Origin of the sequence: Actinotalea fermentans, from assembly GCF_007991475.1 — a bacterium.
Taxonomy (GTDB): domain Bacteria; phylum Actinomycetota; class Actinomycetes; order Actinomycetales; family Cellulomonadaceae; genus Actinotalea; species Actinotalea fermentans.
This window is the reverse complement of record NZ_BJYK01000002.1, coordinates 114647-137124: the sequence shown is the minus strand read 5'-3', so window position 1 is coordinate 137124 and position 22478 is coordinate 114647. Positions and strand designations below refer to the sequence as shown.

General features: G+C 74.3%; 21 protein-coding genes. 13 read left to right on the top strand and 8 right to left on the bottom strand.

The window, feature by feature from the left end:
- Window positions 1-44: 44 nt before the first annotated feature.
- From AFE02nite_RS07060 to ilvA, 3 genes are read left to right on the top strand one after another with little or no spacing between them, the layout of a single operon-like run.
- The gene (locus AFE02nite_RS07060) at window positions 45-1244 is read left to right on the top strand and encodes a cystathionine gamma-synthase (protein ID WP_034246100.1); all 1200 of its coding nucleotides are present in this window, start codon (window positions 45-47) and stop codon (window positions 1242-1244) included.
- Window positions 1241-2416 (top strand): AI-2E family transporter, encoded by a 1176-nt coding sequence (locus tag AFE02nite_RS07055; RefSeq protein ID WP_052113670.1) that lies wholly within the window; start codon window positions 1241-1243, stop codon window positions 2414-2416. The genes AFE02nite_RS07060 and AFE02nite_RS07055 overlap by 4 nt, the downstream gene beginning before the upstream one ends.
- A complete protein-coding gene (ilvA, locus tag AFE02nite_RS07050; RefSeq protein WP_034246083.1) occupies window positions 2413-3630 on the top strand; it encodes a threonine ammonia-lyase in 1218 nt (405 codons plus the stop codon). The genes AFE02nite_RS07055 and ilvA overlap by 4 nt, the downstream gene beginning before the upstream one ends.
- Before the next feature lie 124 nt (window positions 3631-3754).
- Here ilvA and greA read toward each other — a convergent pair whose 3' ends face one another.
- Window positions 3755-4243 carry a transcription elongation factor GreA gene (gene greA, locus AFE02nite_RS07045; RefSeq protein WP_034246086.1) on the bottom strand — a complete coding sequence of 163 codons (489 nt, stop codon included), beginning with the start codon at window positions 4241-4243 and terminating at the stop codon, window positions 3755-3757.
- 247 nt (window positions 4244-4490) lie between these two features.
- Complete coding sequence (locus AFE02nite_RS07040) at window positions 4491-4934, bottom strand: DUF4307 domain-containing protein (RefSeq protein ID WP_034246088.1); 444 nt, start codon at window positions 4932-4934, stop codon at window positions 4491-4493.
- Window positions 4935-5102: 168 nt separating this feature from the next.
- On the opposite strand from AFE02nite_RS07040, the gene mca reads away from it, so the two are divergent.
- The 3 genes from mca to AFE02nite_RS07025 are packed head-to-tail and all read left to right on the top strand — an operon-like array spanning window position 5103 to window position 7032.
- On the top strand, window positions 5103-5972 hold the full coding sequence (mca, locus tag AFE02nite_RS07035) for a mycothiol conjugate amidase Mca (RefSeq protein ID WP_034246090.1): 870 nt from the start codon (window positions 5103-5105) through the stop codon (window positions 5970-5972).
- Entirely contained in the window at window positions 5972-6238 is a 267-nt protein-coding gene (locus AFE02nite_RS07030) for a hypothetical protein (protein WP_052113671.1), read from the top strand. Before mca ends, AFE02nite_RS07030 begins: the two co-directional genes overlap by 1 nt.
- Window positions 6239-6246: 8 nt before the next feature.
- Entirely contained in the window at window positions 6247-7032 is a 786-nt protein-coding gene (locus AFE02nite_RS07025; protein WP_052113743.1) for a nitrilase-related carbon-nitrogen hydrolase, read from the top strand.
- A gap of 35 nt (window positions 7033-7067) precedes the next feature.
- Here AFE02nite_RS07025 and trhA read toward each other — a convergent pair whose 3' ends face one another.
- Window positions 7068-7757 (bottom strand): PAQR family membrane homeostasis protein TrhA, encoded by a 690-nt coding sequence (gene trhA, locus AFE02nite_RS07020; protein ID WP_034246830.1) that lies wholly within the window; start codon window positions 7755-7757, stop codon window positions 7068-7070.
- 226 nt (window positions 7758-7983) lie between these two features.
- On the opposite strand from trhA, the gene AFE02nite_RS07015 reads away from it, so the two are divergent.
- The 3 genes from AFE02nite_RS07015 to AFE02nite_RS07005 all read left to right on the top strand — a co-directional run bounded on the left by AFE02nite_RS07015 (window position 7984) and on the right by AFE02nite_RS07005 (window position 12699).
- Entirely contained in the window at window positions 7984-8745 is a 762-nt protein-coding gene (locus AFE02nite_RS07015; protein WP_034246827.1) for an isoprenyl transferase, read from the top strand.
- A 377-nt stretch (window positions 8746-9122) separates the two neighbouring features.
- On the top strand, window positions 9123-10379 hold the full coding sequence (locus AFE02nite_RS07010) for a PhoH family protein (RefSeq protein ID WP_261765524.1): 1257 nt from the start codon (window positions 9123-9125) through the stop codon (window positions 10377-10379).
- Between the two features lie 187 nt (window positions 10380-10566).
- Window positions 10567-12699, top strand: coding sequence for a methyl-accepting chemotaxis protein (locus tag AFE02nite_RS07005; RefSeq protein ID WP_052113741.1), 2133 nt, complete (start codon window positions 10567-10569; stop codon window positions 12697-12699).
- Between the two features lie 16 nt (window positions 12700-12715).
- Here AFE02nite_RS07005 and AFE02nite_RS07000 read toward each other — a convergent pair whose 3' ends face one another.
- Window positions 12716-14224 carry an aspartate ammonia-lyase gene (locus AFE02nite_RS07000; protein WP_146819334.1) on the bottom strand — a complete coding sequence of 503 codons (1509 nt, stop codon included), beginning with the start codon at window positions 14222-14224 and terminating at the stop codon, window positions 12716-12718.
- Between the two features lie 2 nt (window positions 14225-14226).
- A complete protein-coding gene (locus AFE02nite_RS06995) occupies window positions 14227-14883 on the bottom strand; it encodes a carbonic anhydrase (RefSeq protein ID WP_146819333.1) in 657 nt (218 codons plus the stop codon).
- Window positions 14884-15028: 145 nt separating this feature from the next.
- Here AFE02nite_RS06995 and AFE02nite_RS06990 point away from each other — a divergent pair, with 145 nt between their 5' ends.
- From AFE02nite_RS06990 to AFE02nite_RS06970, 4 genes are all read left to right on the top strand, one after another.
- Window positions 15029-16321, top strand: a complete 1293-nt coding sequence (locus AFE02nite_RS06990; protein WP_034246820.1) for an extracellular solute-binding protein — start codon at window positions 15029-15031, stop codon at window positions 16319-16321.
- On the top strand, window positions 16318-17310 hold the full coding sequence (locus tag AFE02nite_RS06985; RefSeq protein WP_034246818.1) for a carbohydrate ABC transporter permease: 993 nt from the start codon (window positions 16318-16320) through the stop codon (window positions 17308-17310). Before AFE02nite_RS06990 ends, AFE02nite_RS06985 begins: the two co-directional genes overlap by 4 nt.
- Entirely contained in the window at window positions 17310-18152 is an 843-nt protein-coding gene (locus AFE02nite_RS06980) for a carbohydrate ABC transporter permease (RefSeq protein ID WP_034246816.1), read from the top strand. Before AFE02nite_RS06985 ends, AFE02nite_RS06980 begins: the two co-directional genes overlap by 1 nt.
- A gap of 118 nt (window positions 18153-18270) precedes the next feature.
- Complete coding sequence (locus AFE02nite_RS06970) at window positions 18271-19578, top strand: ABC transporter ATP-binding protein (RefSeq protein ID WP_052113897.1); 1308 nt, start codon at window positions 18271-18273, stop codon at window positions 19576-19578.
- A gap of 67 nt (window positions 19579-19645) precedes the next feature.
- Here AFE02nite_RS06970 and AFE02nite_RS06965 read toward each other — a convergent pair whose 3' ends face one another.
- From AFE02nite_RS06965 to xseA, 3 genes are read right to left on the bottom strand one after another with little or no spacing between them, the layout of a single operon-like run.
- Entirely contained in the window at window positions 19646-20716 is a 1071-nt protein-coding gene (locus AFE02nite_RS06965) for a carbohydrate kinase family protein (RefSeq protein WP_307726039.1), read from the bottom strand.
- A complete protein-coding gene (locus AFE02nite_RS06960; RefSeq protein ID WP_034247751.1) occupies window positions 20713-21012 on the bottom strand; it encodes an exodeoxyribonuclease VII small subunit in 300 nt (99 codons plus the stop codon). Before AFE02nite_RS06960 ends, AFE02nite_RS06965 begins: the two co-directional genes overlap by 4 nt.
- On the bottom strand, window positions 21009-22409 hold the full coding sequence (gene xseA / locus AFE02nite_RS06955) for an exodeoxyribonuclease VII large subunit (RefSeq protein WP_146819331.1): 1401 nt from the start codon (window positions 22407-22409) through the stop codon (window positions 21009-21011). Before xseA ends, AFE02nite_RS06960 begins: the two co-directional genes overlap by 4 nt.
- Window positions 22410-22478 lie beyond the last annotated feature (69 nt).

Genomic DNA, 22478 nt, shown 5'->3' with positions numbered 1-22478 from the left:
GCGCGCAGGACGCGCACACCGAGCCCGCGCACATCGAGCCCGCGCTGACCGAGCACGACTGGACGGCCGCGGGCTTCGCCACGCGCGCCATCCACGTCGGCTCCGACCCGGACGCCGCGACGGGCGCCGTCGTGCCGGCCATCTACCAGGTCTCCACCTACAAGCAGGACGGCGTCGGCGGCCTGCGCGGCGGGTACGAGTACTCGCGGTCGGCGAACCCGACCCGCGCGGCCCTCGAGGAGGCGCTCGCGTCGGTCGAGGGGGGCGCCGCGGGCTTCGCGTTCGCGTCGGGGCTCGCCGCCGAGGACACCCTGCTGCGCGCGGCGCTACGACCGGGCGACCACGTCGTCGTGCCGAACGACGCCTACGGCGGCACCTACCGGCTCATCGCGCGCGTCTTCGGGCCGTGGGGGATCGAGCACACGCCCGTGGACCTGTCGGACCTGGACGCCGTCGCCGAGGCCATCCAGCCGGGCCGGACGCGGCTGGTCTGGGTCGAGACCCCGACGAACCCGCTCCTGACCGTCAGCGACATCGCGGCGATCTCCGCCCTGGCGCGCGCCGCGGGCGCCGTCCTCGCCGTGGACAACACCTTCGCGACGCCGTACCTGCAGCAGCCGCTCGCGCTCGGGGCCGACGTCGTCGTGCACTCCACGACGAAGTACGTCGGCGGGCACAGCGACGTCGTCGGCGGGGCGCTGGTGGTGGCCGACGGCGCGCAGCTGCCGGTCGGCCTGGAGGGGCCCACGGGCACGACGTCGGTGCGGGACGCCGTCGCCTTCCACCAGAACGCGTCGGGGGCGATCGCCGGGCCGTTCGACGCGTGGCTGACGCTGCGCGGCCTCAAGACCCTCGCGGTGCGGATGGACCGGCACTGCGCGAGCGCGCTCGCCGTCGCCCGGTTCCTGGAGGACCACTCCGCGGTCACCGAGGTCATCTACCCCGGCCTGCCGAGCCACCCCGGGCACGAGCTCGCCGCGCGCCAGATGCGCGGCTTCGGCGGCATGGTGGCGTTCCGGACGACGAGCGAGGAGGCCGCCCTGGCCGTCTGCGCGCGCACCCGGGTCTTCACCCTCGCCGAGTCGCTGGGCGGCGTCGAGTCGCTCATCGAGCACCCGGGGCGGATGACGCACGCGTCGGTCGCGGGCTCGGCGCTCGAGGTGCCCGCCGACCTGGTCCGGCTGTCGGTCGGGCTCGAGGACGTCGCCGACCTGGTCGCCGACCTCGGTCAGGCCCTCGCGTGAGCGGCGGGCTCCCTGGCGAGACCGGGCACCCCGTACCCGCGTCCGTGCGGGCCGCCGCGGCGTGGTCCTGGCGGGTGCTGCTCATCCTGGGCGTCATCGGCGTGGTCGTGCTGCTGCTCGCCGTGTCCAAGGTGCTGTGGGTCCCGGTGGTCGTGGCGCTGCTGCTCACCGTGCTGCTCACGCCCCTGGTCAACGCGCTGCAGCAGCGCCTGAGGTTCCCGCGCGGTGCCGCGGCGGCGACGGCCGTCGTGCTCCTCCTGGTCGTCGTGGCGGGCCTGGTGACCGTGGCCGGGCGGCAGATCATCGACGGGTTCGAGGACCTGTGGTCGCAGACCCAGGCGGGCTTCACCGAGCTGCTCGACTCGCTCGCCGACGGGCCGCTCCAGCTCGACCGCGAGGAGCTCGACGGGTACCTGACCCAGGCCGGCGACCAGCTGCGCGCGAACGGCAGCACGCTGGTCTCGGGCGCCGTGTCGGCCACGGTGACCGTGGGGCACGTGCTCGCGGGCGCGCTCGTCGCCCTGTTCACCACCCTGTTCTTCCTCAAGGACGGCGCGCTCATCTGGGCCTGGCTGGTGCGCCTGGTGCCGGCGCCGTCCCGGCTGCGCGTGCACGAGGCCGGCCGCCGCGGCCTGGTGACCCTCGCCGCCTTCACGCGGACGCAGATCCTCGTCGCGCTGATCGACGCCGTCGGCATCGGGCTGGGGGCGCTGATCCTGGGCCTGCCGCTGGCCGTCCCGCTCGCGGTGCTCGTGTTCCTCGCGAGCTTCATCCCGTTCGTGGGCGCCATCGCCACCGGCGCGATCGCGGTGCTCGTCGCCCTCGTGGACCAGGGCCCGACGACGGCGCTGATCATGCTCGCCATCGTCCTGGCCGTGCAGCAGATCGAGAGCCACGTGCTCCAGCCGCTGCTGCTGGGCCACGCCGTCTCGCTGCACCCGGTGGCCGTGCTGCTGTCGGTCACGGCCGGCTCGCTGGCCGCCGGCATCGTCGGCGCGCTCTTCGCCGTCCCGTTCGTGGCGACCCTGAACACCGTGGTGCTCCACCTGCACGGGCGCGACAAGTTCCCCCAGCTCGGCACGGATCCCGAGGGCCTGCACCGGTGGCTGCGTCACCTCGACGGCGAACCCGGTGCCACGCCTCCCGTCGTTTCGGAGGAGGAGACGGAATGAGCCGGTCCGGTCCGCGCGGCCCGGTCGGGCCGGCCGAGGTGGCCGCCGCGGCCACGGTGCTCGCCGACGTCGTCGACCGCACGCCGGTGCTCGAGTCGAGCGCACTGTCCGCGCTCGCGGGCGGCCGGGTGGTGCTCAAGTGCGAGAACCTCCAGCGGGCCGGCTCCTTCAAGATCCGCGGCGCGTACCTGCGGATGTCCCGGCTGAGCGCGGACGAGCGGGCCCGTGGTGTCGTCGCCGCCAGTGCGGGCAACCACGCCCAGGGCGTGGCGCTCGCCGCCCGCCTGCTGGGGGTGCGCGCGACCGTCTTCATGCCCGACGGCGCCTCCCTGCCCAAGATCGCCGCCACCAGCGAGTACGGGGCCGAGGTGGTGCTCGGCGGGGTGACGATCGACGACGCGCTGGTGCGTGCGCGCGCCTTCGCGGACGAGACCGGCGCCGTCCTCATCCACCCGTTCGACCACCCGGACGTGGTGGCGGGCCAGGGGACCGTGGGCCTGGAGATCCTGGCCCAGGTGCCCGACGTGCGCACGATCCTCGTCCCCGTCGGCGGCGGCGGGCTGGCCGCCGGCATCGCGGCGGCGGTCGCGGGGACCGACGTCCAGGTCATCGGGGTGCAGGCGGCCGGCGCGGCCGCGTGGCCGGCGTCGTTGGCCGCCGGGCACCCGGTGCCGGTGACGGCGATGAGCACGATGGCGGACGGCATCGCCGTCGGCTGCCCGGGTGACGTGCCGTTCGCCGTGCTCGCCGAGCGTCACGCGCCGGTCTGCACGGTGTCCGAGGAGGACCTGTCGCGCGCGCTGCTGCACGTCGCGGAGAAGTCCAAGCTGCTGGTGGAGCCGGCCGGCGCGGCCGGCGTCGCGGCGCTGATCGGCGGGCTCCAGGTGGCCACGCCCGCCGTCGTCGTGCTCTCGGGGGGCAACATCGACCCGCTGCTGCTCCTGCGGGTGGTGCGGCACGGCCTGGCGTCCGCGGGCCGCTACCTGCAGATGCGCGTCCGGATCACCGACCGGCCCGGGGCACTCGCCGGTCTCCTGGCGGAGCTCGCGGCCAGCGGCGGGAACGTCATGCACGTCTCGCACGTGCGCACGGCCATCGACCTCGGCGTGGACGAGGTCGAGATCGAGGTGCAGGTGGAGACGCGGGGCCCCGCGCACTGCACCGAGGTGGTCGCCCGGCTCACCGCGGCAGGGTTCCGCGTGCGCGAGGCCTGACTGGCGAGCTCGGCCCGCCCCGCGAGCCCGCCCGGCACGCCGGTGGAACAGCGAACCGGCCGGCCCCCGTGGGGACCGGCCGGCTCGTGGTTCGTGGCGCGCTCGTCGTCAGTGCACGAATCGATCAGTGCACGAACGGCTTCGCGTCGTGGATGACGACCTCGATGGTCGCGCCCGTGGGCGTGGTGTACGAGGTGGTCTCGCCGGCGGAGCGCCCGACGATGGCCGAGCCCAGCGGGGACTTCTCGCTGAAGACCTCCATGCCGGTGCCCTCGGCCACCTCGCGCGAGCCGACGAGGAAGGTCATGCGGTCGCCCGCGACGGTCGCGGTGACGACCATGCCGGGCTCCACGACGCCGTCGTCCGGGGGCGCCTCGCCCACGACGGCGTTGCGCAGCAGCTCCTCGAGCTGGCGGATGCGGGCCTCCTGCTTGGCCTGCTCCTCGCGGGCGGCGTGGTAGCCGCCGTTCTCCTTGAGGTCGCCCTCGGAGCGCGCCGCCTCGATGCGGTCGGCGATCTCTGCGCGGCCCTCACCCTTCAGGTGATCGAGCTCGGCGCGCAGGCGGTCGTGAGCCTCCTGCGTCAGCCAGGTGGCGGCGGTCGTCTCGGCCACGGTCTCTCCTCTCCGGCCTGCGGGTGTGTCGTCCGGCACGGGGTGTGCCGGGCGGCACGTCCTGGTGGGCGTGCCTTGGTCCTGGGTACGTCTCGCGGTACGTCTCGCGCCGGGTCGCCGCACCCGTGCGCGGCGGTTCGCGTCAGGTCGCGTCGAGCCCCGGAGTTGACGCCGCCACGAGAGCGCGCGAATCCCCAGGCCCGGCCTGCGAAACGACAATGATAGCAAACTTGCTGCTCAGAGCCACTCAGTCGGTGAGGCGGCAGGACCGGACCGTGCCCGAGACGGCGAGCTCCGACGTCCGTAGGGGCGTCGTCAGCCGCACGCGCGTCGCCTCCGACGGCGCCACGTCGACGGTCACCACGCCGACCTGGGCGTGACCCTCGTTGAGCGCCTCCACCACGCAGCTCGCCGGACGCGACGGGTCGGGCCGGGTGACGTCGAAGGTGACCTCGATGAGGTCGTCACCCTCGACACGGAACCCGACGTCGTGCCAGTCCACCGGGACCACACCCACGCGCAGGCCGAGCCACACGGCGAGCGCCAGCCCCGCGAGGCCCGCGGCCGCCAGGGCGACCACCACGAGGCGCCGCGACGGGCCCGCCGTCGTCCGCCCGTAGCGGCCCGGCGGGGGCGCGAGCGGGGCGCCGGACGGCGTGGCCGCGGGCCCGGGCGTGGGCTGGGTGGTCATGGGCGTCCTCCTGTGCCGATGCCCTGATCCTCTCGCACCGCGGCGGGTGCGCGGACCCCTGGTGGGGTCGGTGGTGGGCGTCGTCGGCGGCATCGTGCACGATGGTCCCCATGGCCCGACCGGGCCGGGGAGGAGTGCCGCGTGGTCGAGCGACCTGGGCTGCGGTTGATGGCGGTGCACGCGCACCCTGACGACGAGTCGAGCAAGGGTGCCGCGACGACGGCGCGCTACGCCGCGGAGGGCGTCGAGGTCCTCGTGGTCACGTGCACCGGCGGCGAGCGGGGCAGCGTCCTCAACCCCTCCTACCCCGACCCGCCGTCGTCCGCCGAGGCGATGGCCGAGGTGCGCCGCGGGGAGATGGCGGCCGCGGCCCGCGCGCTCGGGGTGCGCCAGCACTGGCTCGGGTTCGTGGACTCTGGCCTGCCCGAGGGCGACCCGCTGCCCCCGTTGCCCGACGGCTGCTTCGCGCTCGTCCCGCTCGAGGAGGCGGCCGCGCCGCTAGTCGCGCTGGTCCGCGAGTTCCGCCCGCACGTCATGACGACGTACGACCCGAGCGGCGGCTACCCGCACCCCGACCACGTGATGTGCCACAAGGTGGCCTACGAGGCGTTCGGTGCCGCCGGCGACCCCGACCGGTACCGCGGTCACGGGCCGGACGGCGGCACGCCGTGGCAGCCCCGCAAGCTCTACTACAACCACGACTTCTCGCTGCGGAAGATCCGCACCATCCACGAGGCGCTCCTGGACGCCGGCCTCGACTCGCCGTACGGGGACTGGGTCGAGTCGCGCGAGGCGCGCGAGATCCCCGAGCGCGAGGTCACGACGCGCGTGCAGGTGGCGCCCTGGTTCGGGGCGCGCGACGCCGCCCTGCGCGCGCACGCCACGCAGATCGACCCGGAGGGCTTCTTCTTCGCCGTGCCCCGCGACCTCGAGGCGCGCGTGTGGCCCGTCGAGGAGTTCGAGCTCGCCCACGCGCACGTACCCGTGCACCTCCCCGAGGACGACCTGTTCGCGGGCATCCACATCGAGGACGACTGATGACCACCTGGCACGCGACGGCGCTCGCCCTGGGCGCCGCGCTGGCGGCGGCGACGCCGACCCCCTCACCCGAGCCCGCCGCAGCGACCGGGCCGGGCATCGCGGGGTTCCTCGTGACCTTCGCGCTCGTGGTCGCGTGCATCCCCCTGTTCCTGTCGATGACCCGCAAGGTGCGCGGCGTCCGCTACCGGGACGCCGACGGCGGTGCCGCTGCGTCGCGCGGCGAGGCGGGCGACGGCCGGGACGAGCCCGCGTCGCGCGGCTGACCGGCCCGGTGCGCGTCCACGCGGTCGCGGCCCGGAGCACGCCGCTGAGCTCGCAGAACGTCGCCGGCGCGGTCGCCGCCGTCGAGGCGGCGGTCGCGGACGGCGCCGACCTCGTCGTCCTCCCGGAGTACGCCGCGGCGTTCGACCCCCGCGGGGTCGGGCGCGCGCTCGCGGAGCCCCTCGCCGGACCGTTCGTGACGGCGCTGCGCGAGGCGACCAGGACGGGCGTCGTCGTGGTGGCGGGGACGGCCGTGCCCGAGGGGGAGCGTGCCGCCAACGTGGTCGTCGCGATCGCGTCGGGGGAGCTGGTGGGCGCCTACCGGAAGGTGCACCTCTACGACGCCTTCGGCCACCGCGAGTCCGACCGGCTGGTGGCGGGGGACCCGGCGCAGCCGCCGCTCGTGGTGGCCGTCGCCGGGCTGGTCGTCGGGGTGCTGACCTGCTACGACCTCCGGTTCCCGGAGGTCGCGCGGCGGCTGGTCGACGCCGGGGCCGAGGTCCTGCTCGTGCCGGCCGCGTGGGCCGCCGGTGAGCACAAGGCGGACCACTGGGAGACGCTCGCCCGCGCCCGTGCGATCGAGAACACGTGCTACGTGGTCGGCGCGGCGCAGCAGGGCCCGGGCGTGACCGGCGACGCGCTGGTGGTCGCGCCCGACGGCGTCGTGCTGGCCCGCGCGTCGCAGCCGTGGACGGCAGCGGTGGCCGACCTGTCGGCGGACGCCGTGGCCGTGGTCCGCGAGCGCAACCCGTCCCTGGCGAACCGGCGCTACGACGTCGTCCCGCGCCGGGACTGACGGGCGCGGCGCCTCACCGGACGGCCGCGGGCGCCTCAGGCGACGGTCACCGTCGCGATCGTCACGGCCACGAAGTGGCACGTGTAGCCCACCACGGTGAGCGAGTGGAAGATCTCGTGGAACCCGAACCACCGGGGGCTCGGGTTGGGTCGCTTGAGGCCGTACACCACGGCGCCGAGGGTGTACGCGATGCCGCCGGCGATGACCAGCCAGAGGATGGCGGTGCCGCCCGCCTCGGTGAACTCCGGCAGGAACCAGACCGCCACCCAGCCGAGGGCGACGTAGATCGGCGTGTAGAGCCAGCGCGGGGCGTTGAGCCAGAACACCCGCATGAGCAGGCCGGCCAGCGCGCCCGACCAGACGATGACCAGCAGGGTCCGCTCCGTCGCGGCGTCCAGCAGGATCACCGACAGCGGCGTGTAGGTGCCGGCGATGATGAGGAAGATGTTCGTGTGGTCCATGCGGCGCAGCACGCCCGCGACGCGCGGGGACCAGCGTCCGCGGTGGTAGACGGCGCTGGTGCCGAAGAGCATCAGGGCGCTGAGCCAGAAGACGACGTTCGCGGCGCGCGCAGGGCCAGTCGGGGAGATCGCGACGAGCACGATGCCCGCGACGAGCACCAGCGGAGCCATGCCGGCGTGGATCCAGCCCCGCAGGCGCGGCTTCACCGCGTCCAGCAGGGGGTGGTCGTCCGCGTGGTGGCTGGGCTCGGTGCTCGTCGTCATCGCGACCTCCACGAAGGGGTGTCAGCAGGTGCGGGGCGGCGGCATGCCGCCCGGTCCACGCGGAACCTACGGATGCGTAGGTTTACGGGTCCGTAGGTTACTGCATCCGGACGCGCGCGCGGCCTCCTGCCGGTGGCCAGTCCCGGGCGGGTACCGTGACTGCGACGCCTGATCAGCATGACGACCAGATCACCACGACCACCACGACCCGGGGACTCCGCGACACATGCGCCTGCCGCACCCGCTCTACGGACTCTACGAGCGCCGCCTCGCCGCCTCGCTGCCGCCCGGTGCGATCCCGCGGCACATCGGCGTCATCCTCGACGGCAACCGTCGGTGGGCCCGCAGCGTCGGCCTCGACAAGTCGAGCGGGCACCGGCGCGGCGCCGACCACATCGCCGAGGTGCTGCGCTGGTCGGACGAGGTCGGCGTGGAGGTCGTCACCCTGTGGATGCTGTCCACCGACAACCTCACGCGGGAGCCTGAGGAGCTCGCCGAGCTCGTAGGCATCATCGCCGACACCGTCGGCGACCTCGCCGCCACGGGACGCTGGCGGCTGCAGGTGGTCGGCGCGCTCGACCTGCTGCCGGCCTCCGCCGTCGCCGCGCTGCGGTCCGCGGAGGAGCGCACCGCGCACGTCACGGGCATGCACGTGAACGTCGCCGTCGGCTACGGCGGCCGGCGCGAGATCGCCGACGCCGTCCGTTCCCTCCTGCGCGAGCACGCGGGCAACGGCACCACCCTCGAGGAGCTCGCGGAGACGGTCACCGTCGAGCACATCGCCGAGCACCTGTACACCAAGGGCCAGCCGGACCCGGACCTGGTGATCCGGACGTCGGGGGAGCAGCGGCTCGGCGGGTTCCTGCTCTGGCAGAGCGTGCACACCGAGTTCTACTTCTGCGAGGCCTACTGGCCGGACTTCCGGCGGGTCGACTTCCTGCGGGCGCTGCGGTCGTACGCGGCCCGCGAGCGCCGGCTCGGCCGCTGACCCTGCCGTCGGGCGGGCAGGGCCGCCGCGCGGTGCCGCGGGCTGCGCCGGCGGTCAGGGGAGCTGCCGGCGGTCAGGTGAACTCTGCGTGACGACTCGCGGCGCGTCCGCGTGTCGGCAGCGGTGCGTCCGGAGCGCGACGTAGCGTCCGCCGTATCGGACGACGCCCGTCGTCCCTCGGGAGGCCAGCCCATGGAGCGTCCGCTCCGGGAGGGGGGCCGGATCCCGGCCCTCGGGCCGGTCGACCGGGTCCACCTCGCCAAGCGCCGATCGGCGCGGAGCGGCCAGGCGCGGTCGTAGGGCCGCCGCCGGAGGGAGCCACCGTGACCCGTACCTACGTGCTCGACACCTCCGTCCTGCTGTCCGACCCGCGGGCCATGCTCCGCTTCGCCGAGCACGACGTCGTGCTCCCCGTCGTCGTCATCACCGAGCTCGAGGCCAAGCGGCACCACGCCGAGCTGGGCTTCTTCGCGCGCAGCGCCCTGCGGCTGCTCGACGACCTGCGGGTCGAGCACGGGCGCCTGGACCACGCCGTGCCCGTCGGTGACGCGGGCGGCTCACTGCGCGTCGAGCTCAACCACGTCGACGCCTCGGTGCTCCCGTCGGGCTTCCGCCTGGGGGACAACGACACCCGGATCCTCGCCGTCGCCAAGAACCTCGCCGACGAGGGCCGCGAGGTCACGCTCGTCTCCAAGGACCTGCCCTTGCGCATCAAGGCCTCGGCGTGCGGCCTCGCCGCCGAGGAGTACCGGGCCGAGCTCGCCGTCGACTCCGGGTGGACCGGGATGAGCGAGCTGCACCTGGCCGAGGAGCAGATGGCGCAGCTGTGGCAGGCCGAGGAGCTGGAGCTCGCCGACCTGGACCTCACCGGTCAGGACCCCGGGCCGCTGCTGTGCCACACGGGCGTCGTCGTGCACTCCCCGCGGGGGTCGGCGCTCGGGCGGGTGACCGAGGACAAGCGGGTGCGGCTCGTCCGCGGCGACCAGGACGTCTTCGGCGTGCACGGGCGCAGCGCCGAGCAGCGCATCGCGATCGACCTGCTCCTGGACGAGTCCATCGGGATCCTGTCGCTGGGCGGCCGCGCAGGCACCGGCAAGTCCGCGCTCGCCCTGTGCGCGGGCCTGGAGGCCGTCATGGAGCGGCGCCAGCACCGCAAGGTCATGGTGTTCCGGCCGCTGTACGCCGTCGGCGGCCAGGAGCTCGGCTACCTGCCCGGCAGCCAGGACGAGAAGATGAACCCCTGGGCGGAGGCGGTCTTCGACACGCTCGGTGCCGTCGTCTCGCGCGAGGTCGTCGAGGAGGTCGTCGACCGCGACATGCTCGAGGTGCTGCCGTTGACGCACATCCGCGGGCGCTCGTTGCACGACGCGTTCGTGATCGTCGACGAGGCGCAGTCGCTCGAGCGGAACGTGCTGCTGACCGTGCTGTCGCGCATCGGGCAGAACTCGCGCGTGGTCCTCACCCACGACGTCGCCCAGCGCGACAACCTCCGCGTGGGCCGGCACGACGGCGTCGCGGCGGTCATCGAGGCGCTCAAGGGCCACCCGCTCTTCGCCCACGTGACGCTCACGCGGTCCGAGCGGTCCCCGGTCGCGGCGCTCGTCACCGAGATGCTGGAGGGCATCGAGGCCTGAGGACGGGGCGCCGCGGCGGGCCTCGTCGGGGCTCTCTCGGCCACCGGAGGGGCCGCGCGGGCAGGGGCGTCCGGAAGTCTCACCCGGACGACTGCCTCACGTCGTGGACGTGGCGGACGATCGGGCGGCCAGGGGGCAGCGACCAGGTCCGCGCCCCCTCGGACCCGCTGCTCCGCGAGGAGGGGCCATGGCCCAGGGTCTGCGCGGTCGCGCGCACCGGAGTCGTCGTGGCGGTCTGCGTGGCAGCCTTCGCGCCCAGCTCGTCGCCATCGGCGTGGGCGCGGTCGTGCTGACCGCGGCGGTGCTCACGGTGATCGGGACGACCGAGACGTCGGCGCTCGCCGACCGCACCGGTCAGGACGTCGAGCAGCTGAACGAGGCGTCGCTGCACGAGGTCATCGACCAGGCCCACACGCTCGTGGCGACGCAGGTCGCCACCGTGACCGACCGCATGGCGTCCGAGCTCAACGTCGCCCGCGCCGTCGTCGCGCAGGCCGGTCCCGTGTCCTCGGGCGCGCCGCGCGCCTGGTCGGCGAAGAACCAGGTGACCGGCGACGTCGTCGACGTCACGCTGCCGGAGCTGCTCCTCGGGGGGAGCTCGCTCGGGCAGAACGCCGCCACGGACGTCCCCACGCCCGTCGTCGACGACATCACCGCGATGCTCGGGTCCGCGGCGACGGTCTTCCAGCGGATGAACGCCGACGGCGACATGCTGCGCATCGGGACGACGGTGCAGACCGCCGACGGTGCCCGCGCGATCGGCACGTACATCCCGGCCGTGGGGACCGACGGAGCACCCAACGCGGTGATCGCCGCGCTCCTGGCAGGGCAGCCGTTCTACGGCACCGCGCAGGTGGTCGGGCAGCCGTACGTGACGGCGTACGCACCGATCTCCGACGCCGCGGGCGACGTCGTCGGCGCCGTGTTCGTCGGCGTGCCGCAGGCGCAGGTGGCCGAGCCGCTGCTCGTCGCCCTCGCGGAGGTGACGGTCGGGCAGACGGGCTACCTCACCGTGCTCGACGGCGCCGGCGAGTGGGTCGTCCCCCCGCCGGGCGCCTCGGGCAGCGCTGCCGACGCCGTGGACGCGGCGGGAGCCCCGTACGTCGCGCAGCTCATGGAGGCCACCGCGGGGCTGGGCGACGGGGACGAGACCGAGCTGTCGGTCGACCTGCCGCAGGGCGCCGCCGCCGTGCACCTGACGCGTTTCGAGGAGTGGGGCTGGACCCTGGCGGCCTGGGGCTGGGACGCCGAGCTGAACGCGGCGCCCGAGCGGCTCGCCGCCGGCTCCGCCTCCCTCGGCCGCACGCTGCTGCTGGTGGGCGTCCTCGTCACGGTGCTGGCGGCGGCGGCCGTCGTGCTGCTCTCGGGCCGGATCGTGCGGCGCGTCGGGCGCCTGACGGAGACGCTGCGCCGGGTCGCGCAACGGGACCTGTCCGTCGAGGTGCACCCGGAGGGCGTCGACGAGATCGGCGTCATGGGCGTGGCGCTCGCCGAGGCGGTGGCCGGGATGCGCGGCGCCGTCGAGCGCATGGCGACCGGGGCGGACGCGGTGCGGCGGACGGCGGAGCTGCTCGACGGGTCGAGCGAGACGCTCGGCGTCGCCGCGGACGAGACGAGCGAGCGAGCGGGCGCGGTGACGCGCAGCGCCGGCACCGTCGACACTCAGGTGCAGGCCGTCAGCGCGGCGATGACCCAGATGCGCACGGCGATCGAGACCGTCGCGCGGGACGTCACGGCAGCGTCGGCGCAGGCCGCCCAGGCCGTCGCCGAGACGCACGACGCCGCGGGCGTCGTGTCGCGGCTGGGCGCCTCGTCCTCGGAGATCATGGCCGTGCTCAAGGCGGTCACGTCGATCGCCGAGCAGACGAACCTGCTGGCCCTCAACGCGACCATCGAGGCGGCGCGGGCGGGCGAGGCGGGCCGCGGGTTCGCCGTCGTCGCCGGCGAGGTCAAGGCCCTCGCGCAGCAGACGGCCGCGGCCATCGAGACGATCGCGCCCGTGCTGGCCGCCGTGAGCGCCGACGCCGCCGACGTGCACGCGGCGGTCGGGCGCATCGCGGAGACGATCGCTCAGGTGGACGTCCACCAGGCGTCGATGGCCGCCGTGGTCGAGCAGCAGGCGGTGACCACCTCCGACGTCGAGCGCAACCTCGTCCTGGCCGCGAGCGGCACGACGGAGATCGCGGGCTCGGTCGCCGACGTCGCCGACGCCGCGGTGCGGGCCGTGGCGGGCTCGGCCGAGGTGCGCCGCGCCGTCGGCGAGCTCGGTGACGTGGCCGGCGAGCTCACGCAGGGCGTGCGGGAGTTCGTCCTGGCCTGAGCGCGGGCCGGGCGGGCTACTGGGGCGGGCGGGTCATCGACAGCACGTCGAGGGCGGTGTCCAGCTGCTCGACGGTGAGCTCACCGCGCTCGAGGTAGCCGAGCTCGACGACCGCCTCGCGCACGGTGATGCCCCGCGCCACGGCGTGCTTGGCGACCTTCGCGGCGGCCTCGTAGCCGATCACGCGGTTGAGCGGCGTGACGATCGACGGCGAGGACTCCGCGTAGGCCCGCGCGCGCTCGACGTTCGCGACGATGCCGGACACGCACCGGTCCGCCAGGAGGCGGCTGGCGTTGGTCAGCAGCCGGATCGACTCCAGCAGGGCCTGACCCATGACCGGGATCTGCACGTTGAGCTCGAAGGAGCCGCTCGCACCCGCCCAGGCCACTGTCGCGTCGTTGCCGACCACCCGCGAGCAGACCATGAGCACGGCCTCGGGGATCACGGGGTTGACCTTGCCCGGCATGATCGACGAGCCGGGCTGGAGGTCCGGCAGGGCGATCTCGGCCAGGCCCGTGTTGGGGCCGGAGCCCATCCAGCGCAGGTCGTTGGAGATCTTCGTCAGGCTCACGGCGATGGTGCGCAGCGCGCCGGAGAGCTCGACGAGCGCGTCGCGCGCGCCCTGCGCCTCGAAGTGGTTGCGCGCCTCGACGAGCGGCAGGTTGAGCTCCGCGCCCAGCAGCTCGAGCACGGTCGACGTGAAGCCGGCGGGCGTGTTGATGCCCGTTCCCACCGCCGTTCCGCCGAGCGGCACCTCGGTCGCGCGCGGGAGGGCGGCGAGGAGCCGCTCGGTCCCGTAGGTCACCGCGGCCGCGTACCCGGAGAACTCCTGGCCGAGCGTCACCGGCGTGGCGTCCATGAGGTGGGTGCGGCCCGACTTCACGGCCGTCGCGAACTCGGTCGCCTTGGCCTCCAGGGCGACGCCCAGGTGCTCGAGGGCGGGCAGCAGGTCGCGCACGACGCCGAGCGAGGCGGCCACGTGCACCGACGTCGGGAAGACGTCGTTGGACGACTGCGAGGCGTTCACGTGGTCGTTCGGGTGCACCGCACGGCCGAGGCGGCTCGTCGCGAGCGTGGCGAGCACCTCGTTCATGTTCATGTTCGACGACGTCCCCGAGCCCGTCTGGAAGACGTCGACGGGGAAGTGGTCGTCGTGCTGGCCGGCGGCCACCTCGTCGGCCGCGCCCGCGATCGCCTGGGCGACGTCGTCGGGCAGCACGGCCAGGCGCGCGTTGGCGAGGGCCGCGGCCTTCTTGATCCGGGCGAGCGCCTCGATGTGCCGGCGCTCGAGCCGCGTCCCCGAGATCGGGAAGTTCTCGACGGCGCGCTGGGTCTGCGCGCGGTAGAGCGCGTGCTCGGGCACCTCGACGTGGCCCATGGTGTCGCGCTCGAGGCGGAAGCCCGGCCGCGCCGTGGGCTGGCTGGTGGGCTGGCTGGTGGGCTGGCTGGTGGGCTGGCTGGTGGGCTGGGCCTGCGGCTGGGTCGCGGGCTGGCCGTGCTGCGGGGCGGTCGTCGGGTCCGTCATGATCAGATGCTCCCATCCGGCCGGGCGGTCGTCTCCACGTGCGCGTCGAGGGCGTCGACAGGGCCGTGGGCGGCCACCACGCGCACCCGGCCCTCCGCGAGCTCGTAGGTGGTGCCGACGACGGCGCAGCGGCCCTCGGCCACGGCGGCGCGGACGGCGACGGAGTCCTCCAGGAGCGTCCGCACGGTGTAGCGCACGTGCTCGGTCAGCACCTCGTCCGCGGGGGCGTCGACGTGCTCGACGACGCTCGGGCGGACCCGGTCCACGATGGACCGGATGTGCCCGGGGGGCTGCACGCCCGTGCGGATCGACTCGAGGGTCGCGGCGATCGCGCCGCACGAGTCGTGCCCGAGGACGACGACGAGCGGGACGCCGAGGACCGCGACGCCGTACTCGACCGAGCCGAGCACGGTGGCGTCCGAGACGTGGCCCGCCGTGCGGACCACGAAAAGGTCCCCGAGGCCGCGGTCGAAGATGATCTCGGCCGCGACGCGGGAGTCGGAGCAGCCGAGCAGCACGGCGAACGGCTGCTGGCCGGTGCGCACGTCGGCCCGGCGGTCGGCGTCCTGGGACGGGTGCTCCATGGTCCCGGCGACGAAGCGCTCGTTGCCGTCGCGCAGGGCGCGCCAAGCCTCGGCGGGAATCGTGTGGTGCGGCATGGGGTGCATCCTGGCAGGCCCTTCGCCGAGCGTCCTGCTGGTCCACGGGCCAGACCGTGTTTTCCCCATCGCCCGGGGCTCTCCGGTGGCGGACGAGCGCGAGCCGAGGTCCCATGGGCCGAGGCAGACGAAGGGGGTGCCGGGGGTGTCACGTCGCCGCAGGCTCGCGCAGGGGCTGGCCGTCGCGCTCGTCAGCGCCGGGCTGGTCGCCTGCCAGGGCGAGCCCGGACCGCCGGTGCTGACCTGGTACACCAACCCTGACGCGGGCGGCCAGGACCGGATCGCCCAGGCCTGCACCGAGGCCGCGGGTGGGGAGTACGTCATCGAGACCGCGGGGCTGCCGCGCGAGGCGTCCGCCCAGCGTGACCAGCTCGCGCGGCGCCTGGCGGCGCAGGACTCCTCGATCGACCTGATGAGCCTCGACCCGCCCTTCATCCCCGAGTTCGCGAACGCCGGCTTCCTCGCGCCGATGCCCGACGACGTCGCGCAGCGCGTCGGCGACGGCGTCGTCGAGGGCGCGCTCGCAGGCGCGACGTGGTCCGGCGAGCTCGTCACCGTGCCGTTCTGGGCCAACACGCAGCTGCTCTGGTACCGGACGTCGGTGGCCGAGGAGGCTGGTCTCGACCCGGCCGCTGGGCCAGTGACCTGGGACCAGCTCGTCGAGGCGGCCTCGGCCACCGACACCTACCTCGGCGTGCAGGGCACGCGCGCGGAGTCGCTCACCGTGTGGATCAACGCGCTCGTGGAGTCCGCCGGCGGGCACATCGTCGAGGACCCGTCGGCCGATGCGGCGGACGTCGCCATCACCCTCGACACCGACGCCGGGCACGAGGCGGCGCGGATCATGTCCGAGATCGGGCGCCAGGGCCTCGGCGGCCCGGGCCTGCCCACCGCCGACGAGAACGCGACCTTCTCGATCTTCCAGGGCGACCGGGGCTCGTTCATGGTCAACTGGCCGTTCGTCTGGCCCGCGATGCAGTCCGCCGTGGAGGCGGGCCAGCTCGACCAGGGCGTGCTCGACGACGTCGGCTGGGCGCTCTACCCGGCCACCGTCGAGGGCGAGGACGCGCGGCCGCCCTACGGCGGGATCAACCTCGGCGTCGGCGCCTTCTCCGCGCACCCCGACCTCGCCTACGCGGCGGCCGAGTGCATCGCCGACCCCGCGAACCAGGCGGAGTACTTCATCAGCGACGGGAACCCGCCGTCGAGCACGCAGGCCTACGACGACCCCGCGGTCCAGGAGGCGTTCCCGATGGCCGACCTCATCCGCCAGTCGCTCGAGCAGGCCGCGCCGCGGCCGCAGACGCCCTACTACAACGAGGTCTCCGGCGGGCTGCAGCAGACCTGGCACCCGCCGTCGGGCATCGACCCCGAGCGCACGCCGCGCCAGGCCGCGGAGCTCATCACCGCCGTGCTGAAGGGGGAGCAGCTGCTGTGACCAGCGCCACCGCACCGACGCGCGGCAGCAGGGCCGCGCAGCCCGCCGCCGGCGGTCAGGGCCGTGACGCGGCCCGACGCCGGTCCGCCGCCTCGGACCGCACGCGCGCCGAGGCGCGTCTGGGCTGGTACCTCGCCGGGCCCGCCTTCGTCGTCATGCTCGCCGTGACGGCGTACCCGATCCTGCAGGCCGTGTGGGAGTCGCTGTTCAGCTTCCGCCTGACCGCGCCCGACGAGCGCGCGTTCGTCGGGCTGGGCAACTACCGCGTGGTGCTCACGGACGAGATCTGGTGGCGCGACCTCGGCGTGACCGTGCTCATCACCGTGATCACGGTGGCCGTGGAGCTCGTGCTGGGCTTCGCGCTCGCGCTCGTGATGCACCGCGCGGTGCGCAGCCTGCGGGGCGTCCTGCGGACGGCGATCCTCGTGCCCTACGGGATCATCACGGTCGTCTCGGCGTTCGCGTGGTTCTACGCGTTCGACATCAACAGCGGCTTCATCAACGCGTGGTTCGACTGGGTGCCGGGGATCGACCCGGACCTCAACTGGTTCGCCCAGACCGGCACGAGCCTGACGGTGATCATCCTGTCGGAGATCTGGAAGACGACGCCGTTCATCTCCCTGCTGCTCCTCGCCGGGCTCGCGCAGGTGCCGACCGAGCTGGAGGAGGCCGCGAAGGTCGACGGCGCGACCTGGTGGCAGGTCCTGCGCCGCGTCATCGTGCCGAACATGAAGGCCGCGATCATGGTCGCGGTGCTGTTCCGGGCCCTGGACGCGTTCCGGATCTTCGACAACGTCTTCATCATGACGAACGGCGCCAACGGCACCGAGGTGCTCTCGCTGCTCGCCTACCGGCAGGCGATCGCGCGGCTGGAGATCGGGCTCGGCTCCGCCATCTCGGTCCTGCTCTTCGGGTGCGTGGTCGCGATCTGCGTGGTCGCGATCAAGCTCTTCAAGGTCGACCTGGCGGGCGCGAGGGGGGAGCGCTGATGGGCACGCTGACGCGCAGGCAGAAGACGTGGTGGGGCGTGGTCACCGTGCTCGTGCTGGTCTACGCGCTGTTCCCCGTCGTGGCGATCTTCGCGACGAGCTTCAAGCTGCCCAGCGACCTGAACTCCGGGCAGCTGCTGCCGGCGCAGTGGTCGTGGACCAACTACGAGCAGATCCTCGTCGGCAACGCGCAGGGGCTGTTCCTGTCGTCGCTGCGCAACTCGATCGGCATCTCGCTCATCGCGACGCTGATCGCCGTCGTGCTCGCGACGCTCGCCGCGTACGCCATCGCCCGGCTGGACTTCCCGGGCAAGCGCCTCATCCTCACGACGGCGCTCGGGGTGTCGATCTTCCCGGTCATCTCGATCGTCACGCCGCTGTTCAACGTGTGGCGGGCCGTCGGGCTGTACGACACGTGGCTGGGCCTGATCATCCCGTACCTGTCGCTCACCCTGCCGATCTCCATCTGGACGCTGGCGGCGTTCTTCCGCCAGATCCCCTGGGAGCTCGAGCAGGCCGCCCAGGTCGACGGGGCGACGGCCTGGCAGGCGTTCCGCAAGGCGATCGTGCCGCTGGCCGCTCCGGGCGTCTTCACGACGGCCCTCATCGCGTTCTTCATCGCGTGGAACGACTTCGTCTACGGCATCTCGCTCACCTCGACGGAGACGGCACGGCCGGTGCCAGCGGCGCTCGCGTTCTTCACGGGCGCGTCGCAGTTCGAGGAGCCCACCGGGTCGATCTCCGCGGCGGCCGTGATCGTGACCATCCCCGTCGTCGTGCTGGTGCTGCTCTTCCAGCGCCAGATCGTCGCCGGCCTCACCCAGGGCGCCGTCAAGGGCTGACCCGGCCCGACCCGCCCGAGCCACCACCCGACCCAGCCGAGCACCCACCCGAGCACCCACCCGACCCACCCGAGCACCCACCCGACCCACCCGAGCACCCACCCGAGGGGAGACGCAGATGGCCTCGATAGTCCTGCGGGACGTCGTCAAGGAGTACGGGGACGGGTTCCTCGCGGTGAAGGGTGTGAGCCTGGACATCAAGGACGGCGAGTTCGTCATCCTCGTCGGGCCGTCCGGCTGCGGGAAGTCCACGATCCTTCGGATGATCGTCGGGCTGGAGGACATCAGCGACGGCGACCTGGAGATCGACGGCGCACGCGTGAACGACCGCGCGCCGCGGGACCGGAACCTCGCCATGGTGTTCCAGAACTACGCGCTCTACCCGCACCTGACCGTGTTCGAGAACATCGCGTTCCCCATGCGGCTGGCCAAGGGGCGGTTCAGCGAGGAGGAGGTCCGCGAGCGCGTCACCCGCGCCGCCGAGACGCTCGAGCTGAGCGAGCACCTGGAGCGCAAGCCGGCGAATCTCTCGGGCGGCCAGCGGCAGCGGGTGGCCATGGGGCGCGCCATCGTGCGGGACGCCGACGCGTTCCTCTTCGACGAGCCGTTGTCGAACCTCGACGCCAAGCTGCGCGGCCAGATGCGGACCGAGATCGCGCGCATCCAGCGCCGGCTCGGGACGACGACCGTCTACGTGACCCACGACCAGACCGAGGCGATGACGCTCGGCGACCGGGTCGCCGTCCTGCGCAAGGGCGAGCTGCAGCAGGTCGCCTCGCCGCGGGGGCTGTACGAGCAGCCCGTGAACCTCTTCGTGGCGGGGTTCATCGGCTCGCCGCCGATGAACTTCCTGCCGGGGCGGGTCGACGGGGACACGCTTCACCTGCCCCTGGCCGACGTCCCCCTCGACGAGCGCCTGCGGGCGGCCGTCGGGGACCGCTCGCTCGTCATCGTGGGCCTGAGGCCCGAGCACGTCTCGGACGCGGAGCTCCTCGAGGACGACAAGGCAGCGACGGGCGTGACCTTCGAGACCGACGTGGACGTCACCGAGTGGCTGGGTGCGGAGCTGTACGCCTACATCCCGTTCGAGACCGAGCCGGCCGTCGCGGCCAAGCTCGAGGAGCTCGACCGGGACCTGGACGGGGAGGGCATGCGCTCGCAGGCGGTCGTCGCGCTCGACGCCGAGTCCCGCGTCCGTGAGGGTGACCGGGCCGCGCTGTGGTTCGACCCCGCGCGACTGCTCGTGTTCGACCCCGAGACCGGCGCGAACCTCACCCGCGACGAGGACGCGGCCCGCGAGATCGACGAGCGCAACGAGAAGGTCCGCCGGGCGTCGCTCGACCGCGCCCAGCGCCGGGACCGCGACGCGGCGGGTCGACGGCCGGACCCGGGGTCCCGGTCGCAGCCGGAACGCGCGGCCTCCTAGCGCCACGCCGCGAGCCGGACCGCGAGGTGACCTCGGCCCCTGCGGCGGACCTGGCCGCCGCCGCGGCCTAGGCCCCGTACGCGGCGACCTCGGCCGCCGTCGGCGGGTTCGCCCCGGGGCGGCTGACGGTGATCGCGGCGATCACCGCGCACCGCTCCAGCACCGAGCGGAGGGTCGCCTCGTCGATCGCGCGCAGCGCGGAGCGGGCGTCGGGCCCGAGCAGCCCCGCGCCCCACAGCCCGTCGACGAGACCCGCCATGAACGAGTCGCCGGCGCCGACCGTGTCGGCCACGCTGACGGGGGGCGCCGGGACCTCCATGCGGACGCCCGTCGCGGACCAGGCCACGGCCCCCTGCCCGCCGCGGGTCACGACGACGAGCGCCGGCCCCGCCGTCACCCACTCCTGTGCCAGACCCAGCGGGTCGTCCGGCGCGAGCCAGGCGAGGTCCTCGTCGCTGACCTTGACGACGTCCGCCAGCGCGACGACGCGCTCGACCACGGGGCGCGTCTGCTCCGGTGGGGGCATCAGCGAGGGGCGCAGGTTCGGGTCGTACGTGATCGTGGCCGACGCGCGGTGTGCCGCCAGGATGCGGGCGACGTCGCCCGCACCCGGCTCGAGCACCGCGGCGATCGAGCCCGTGTGCACCGCGATCGGCGGGCCGGGCGGGGACGCCCACGTCTCGGGGATGCGCCACGTGAGGTCGAAGTCGTAGGTGGCGCTGCCGTCGTCGGAGAGGCGGGCGGTGGCGACCGAGGTGCGCCCTGCGCCGTCGGACCCGGGCACGAGCGCCGCTCCCGACGCCGCGAGGTGCTCGGTGATCCGGTGTCCACGGTCGTCCCGGCCCAGCCACGTCAGCAGGTCGACGCCGCGGCCCAGTCGGCCCAGGCCCAGCGCGACGTTCGCCGGGCTGCCGCCGACGTGCTCGGTGACGGCTCCGTCGCGCGCGTGCACCACGTCGACGAGGGCCTCACCGATGACGAGCACGCGGCGCTCCGCGGCGTCGACGGGCACACCGGGCGCGCTCTCGGTGAGGGGCGCGTACGCACGCTCGACCACGTCGGCGTCCTCCGGTCGGCCCGGCGCCTGGGTGGGTTCGAGGACGTCGGTGCCCTCCGGATCCGGGGAAGCCGCGGTCACGAGAGGTCCTCGTCGGCTGCGTCGCCCGGGACTGCCTGGTCGGTGGGGCGCCCCGACGGGCCAGCGCCGCCAGAGGTGCCGGGGGCGGCGCGGACGGCGTCGAGTCGTTGCCGGGCGCCGTCGAGCCAGTCCTGGCAGCGCGCGGCGAGCGCCTCACCGCGCTCCCACAGGGCGAGCGAGCCCTCGAGGGTCTCGCCGCCGGCCTCGAGGCGGGCGACGACGGCGACGAGCTCGTCGCGCGCCTGCTCATACGTCAGGTCCTGCACGGGGCGGTCCTTTCCTGGCGCGTCGCTCATGATTCCCGCTCGCCCTTCGTCTTCCGTGGTGCCCGCTGAGCCTGCTGGCCCTGCGTCTTCGTGGAGCCCTGCTTCTTCGTGGCGTCCTGCTTCTTCGTTGCGTCCTGCGCGCTCGTGGACTCCGGGCCGGGCCGGCCGCCGGAGTCGGGCAGGACCTCCGCCGCGAGCTCGCCCCTGGCGAGGCGCACGCGAAGGCGCGCGCCGGGGGCGACGTCGTCGGGCGAGCGGACGACGGCGCCGTCGTCCCGCTGGACCACCGCGTAGCCGCGCTCGAGCGTCGCGGCGGGCGACAGGGCTGCGACCTGCGCCGCCAGGTGGCGCACCTCGGCCGTGCCCGACGTCACGCGTGCGTCGAGCGCCCGCCAGGAAGCCCGCCGCAGGTCGAGGACGTGGCGTTGGTGCGCGTCGAGCAGCGTCTCGGGCCGCGCGAGCGCCGGACGGGAGCGCACCGCGGCGAGCCGGTCGCCCTCACGGCGCACGAGTGCGTCGAGCGTCGACCGCATGCGGGTCCGGGCCTGCAGGAGGCGCGCGCGCTCCTCGCCGACGTCGGGCACGATCCGCTTGGCGGCGTCCGTCGGCGTGGAGGCGCGGTAGTCGGCGACGAGGTCGAGCAGGGGTGCATCGGTCTCGTGGCCGATGGCGCTCACCACGGGGGTGCGGCACGCGGCGACGGTGCGCACGAGCGTCTCGTTGCTGAAGGGCAGCAGGTCCTCGACCGAGCCGCCGCCCCGCGCGACGACGATGACCTCGATCCGCGCGTCGGCGTCGAGCGCCGTCACGGCTCGGCTCACCTCGCCGACCGCGCTGGGGCCCTGGACCGCGACCTCCCGGATCTCGAACTCGACCTGCGGCCAGCGCGCCCGGGCGTTCACGACGACGTCGTGCTCGGCCTTCGACTCGCGTCCGCAGACGAGGCCGACGACGCGCGGCAGGAACGGCAGGCGCCGCTTGCGGTCGGCGTCGAACAGGCCCTCGGCCGCCAGGACCCGCTTGAGGTGCTCGATGCGGGCGAGCAGCTCCCCGAGCCCGACGGCGCGGATCTCGTCGGCCTGGAGCGACAGGGTGCCGCGCTTGGCCCAGTAGGTGGGCGTGGCGTGCACGACGACGTGCGCGCCCTCCTCGACGGGCGCGGTCGCCGCGGCGAGCACCCGCGTGTGGACGGTGACGGGCATCGACACGTCGGCGTCGGTGTCGCGGAGGGTGAGGAACGCGACCGAGGCGCCCGGGCGACGGTTGAGCTGGACCACCTGGCCCTCGACCCAGACGCCGGGCATGCGGTGGATGTAGTCCGCGATCTTCTGCGCCAGGTGCCGCACGGGCCAGGGCGCCGTCGGCGAGGTGTCGGCCGCGCGCGGGGGGAGCGCGGTGGGGCGCTCGAGGGGCGCGGCGTCGGTCACGGGCACAGCCTGCCATCCACGGCCGACCTCCTCGCGGCAGGTCGCCCTGTGGCCCCTCACCAGTCGCAC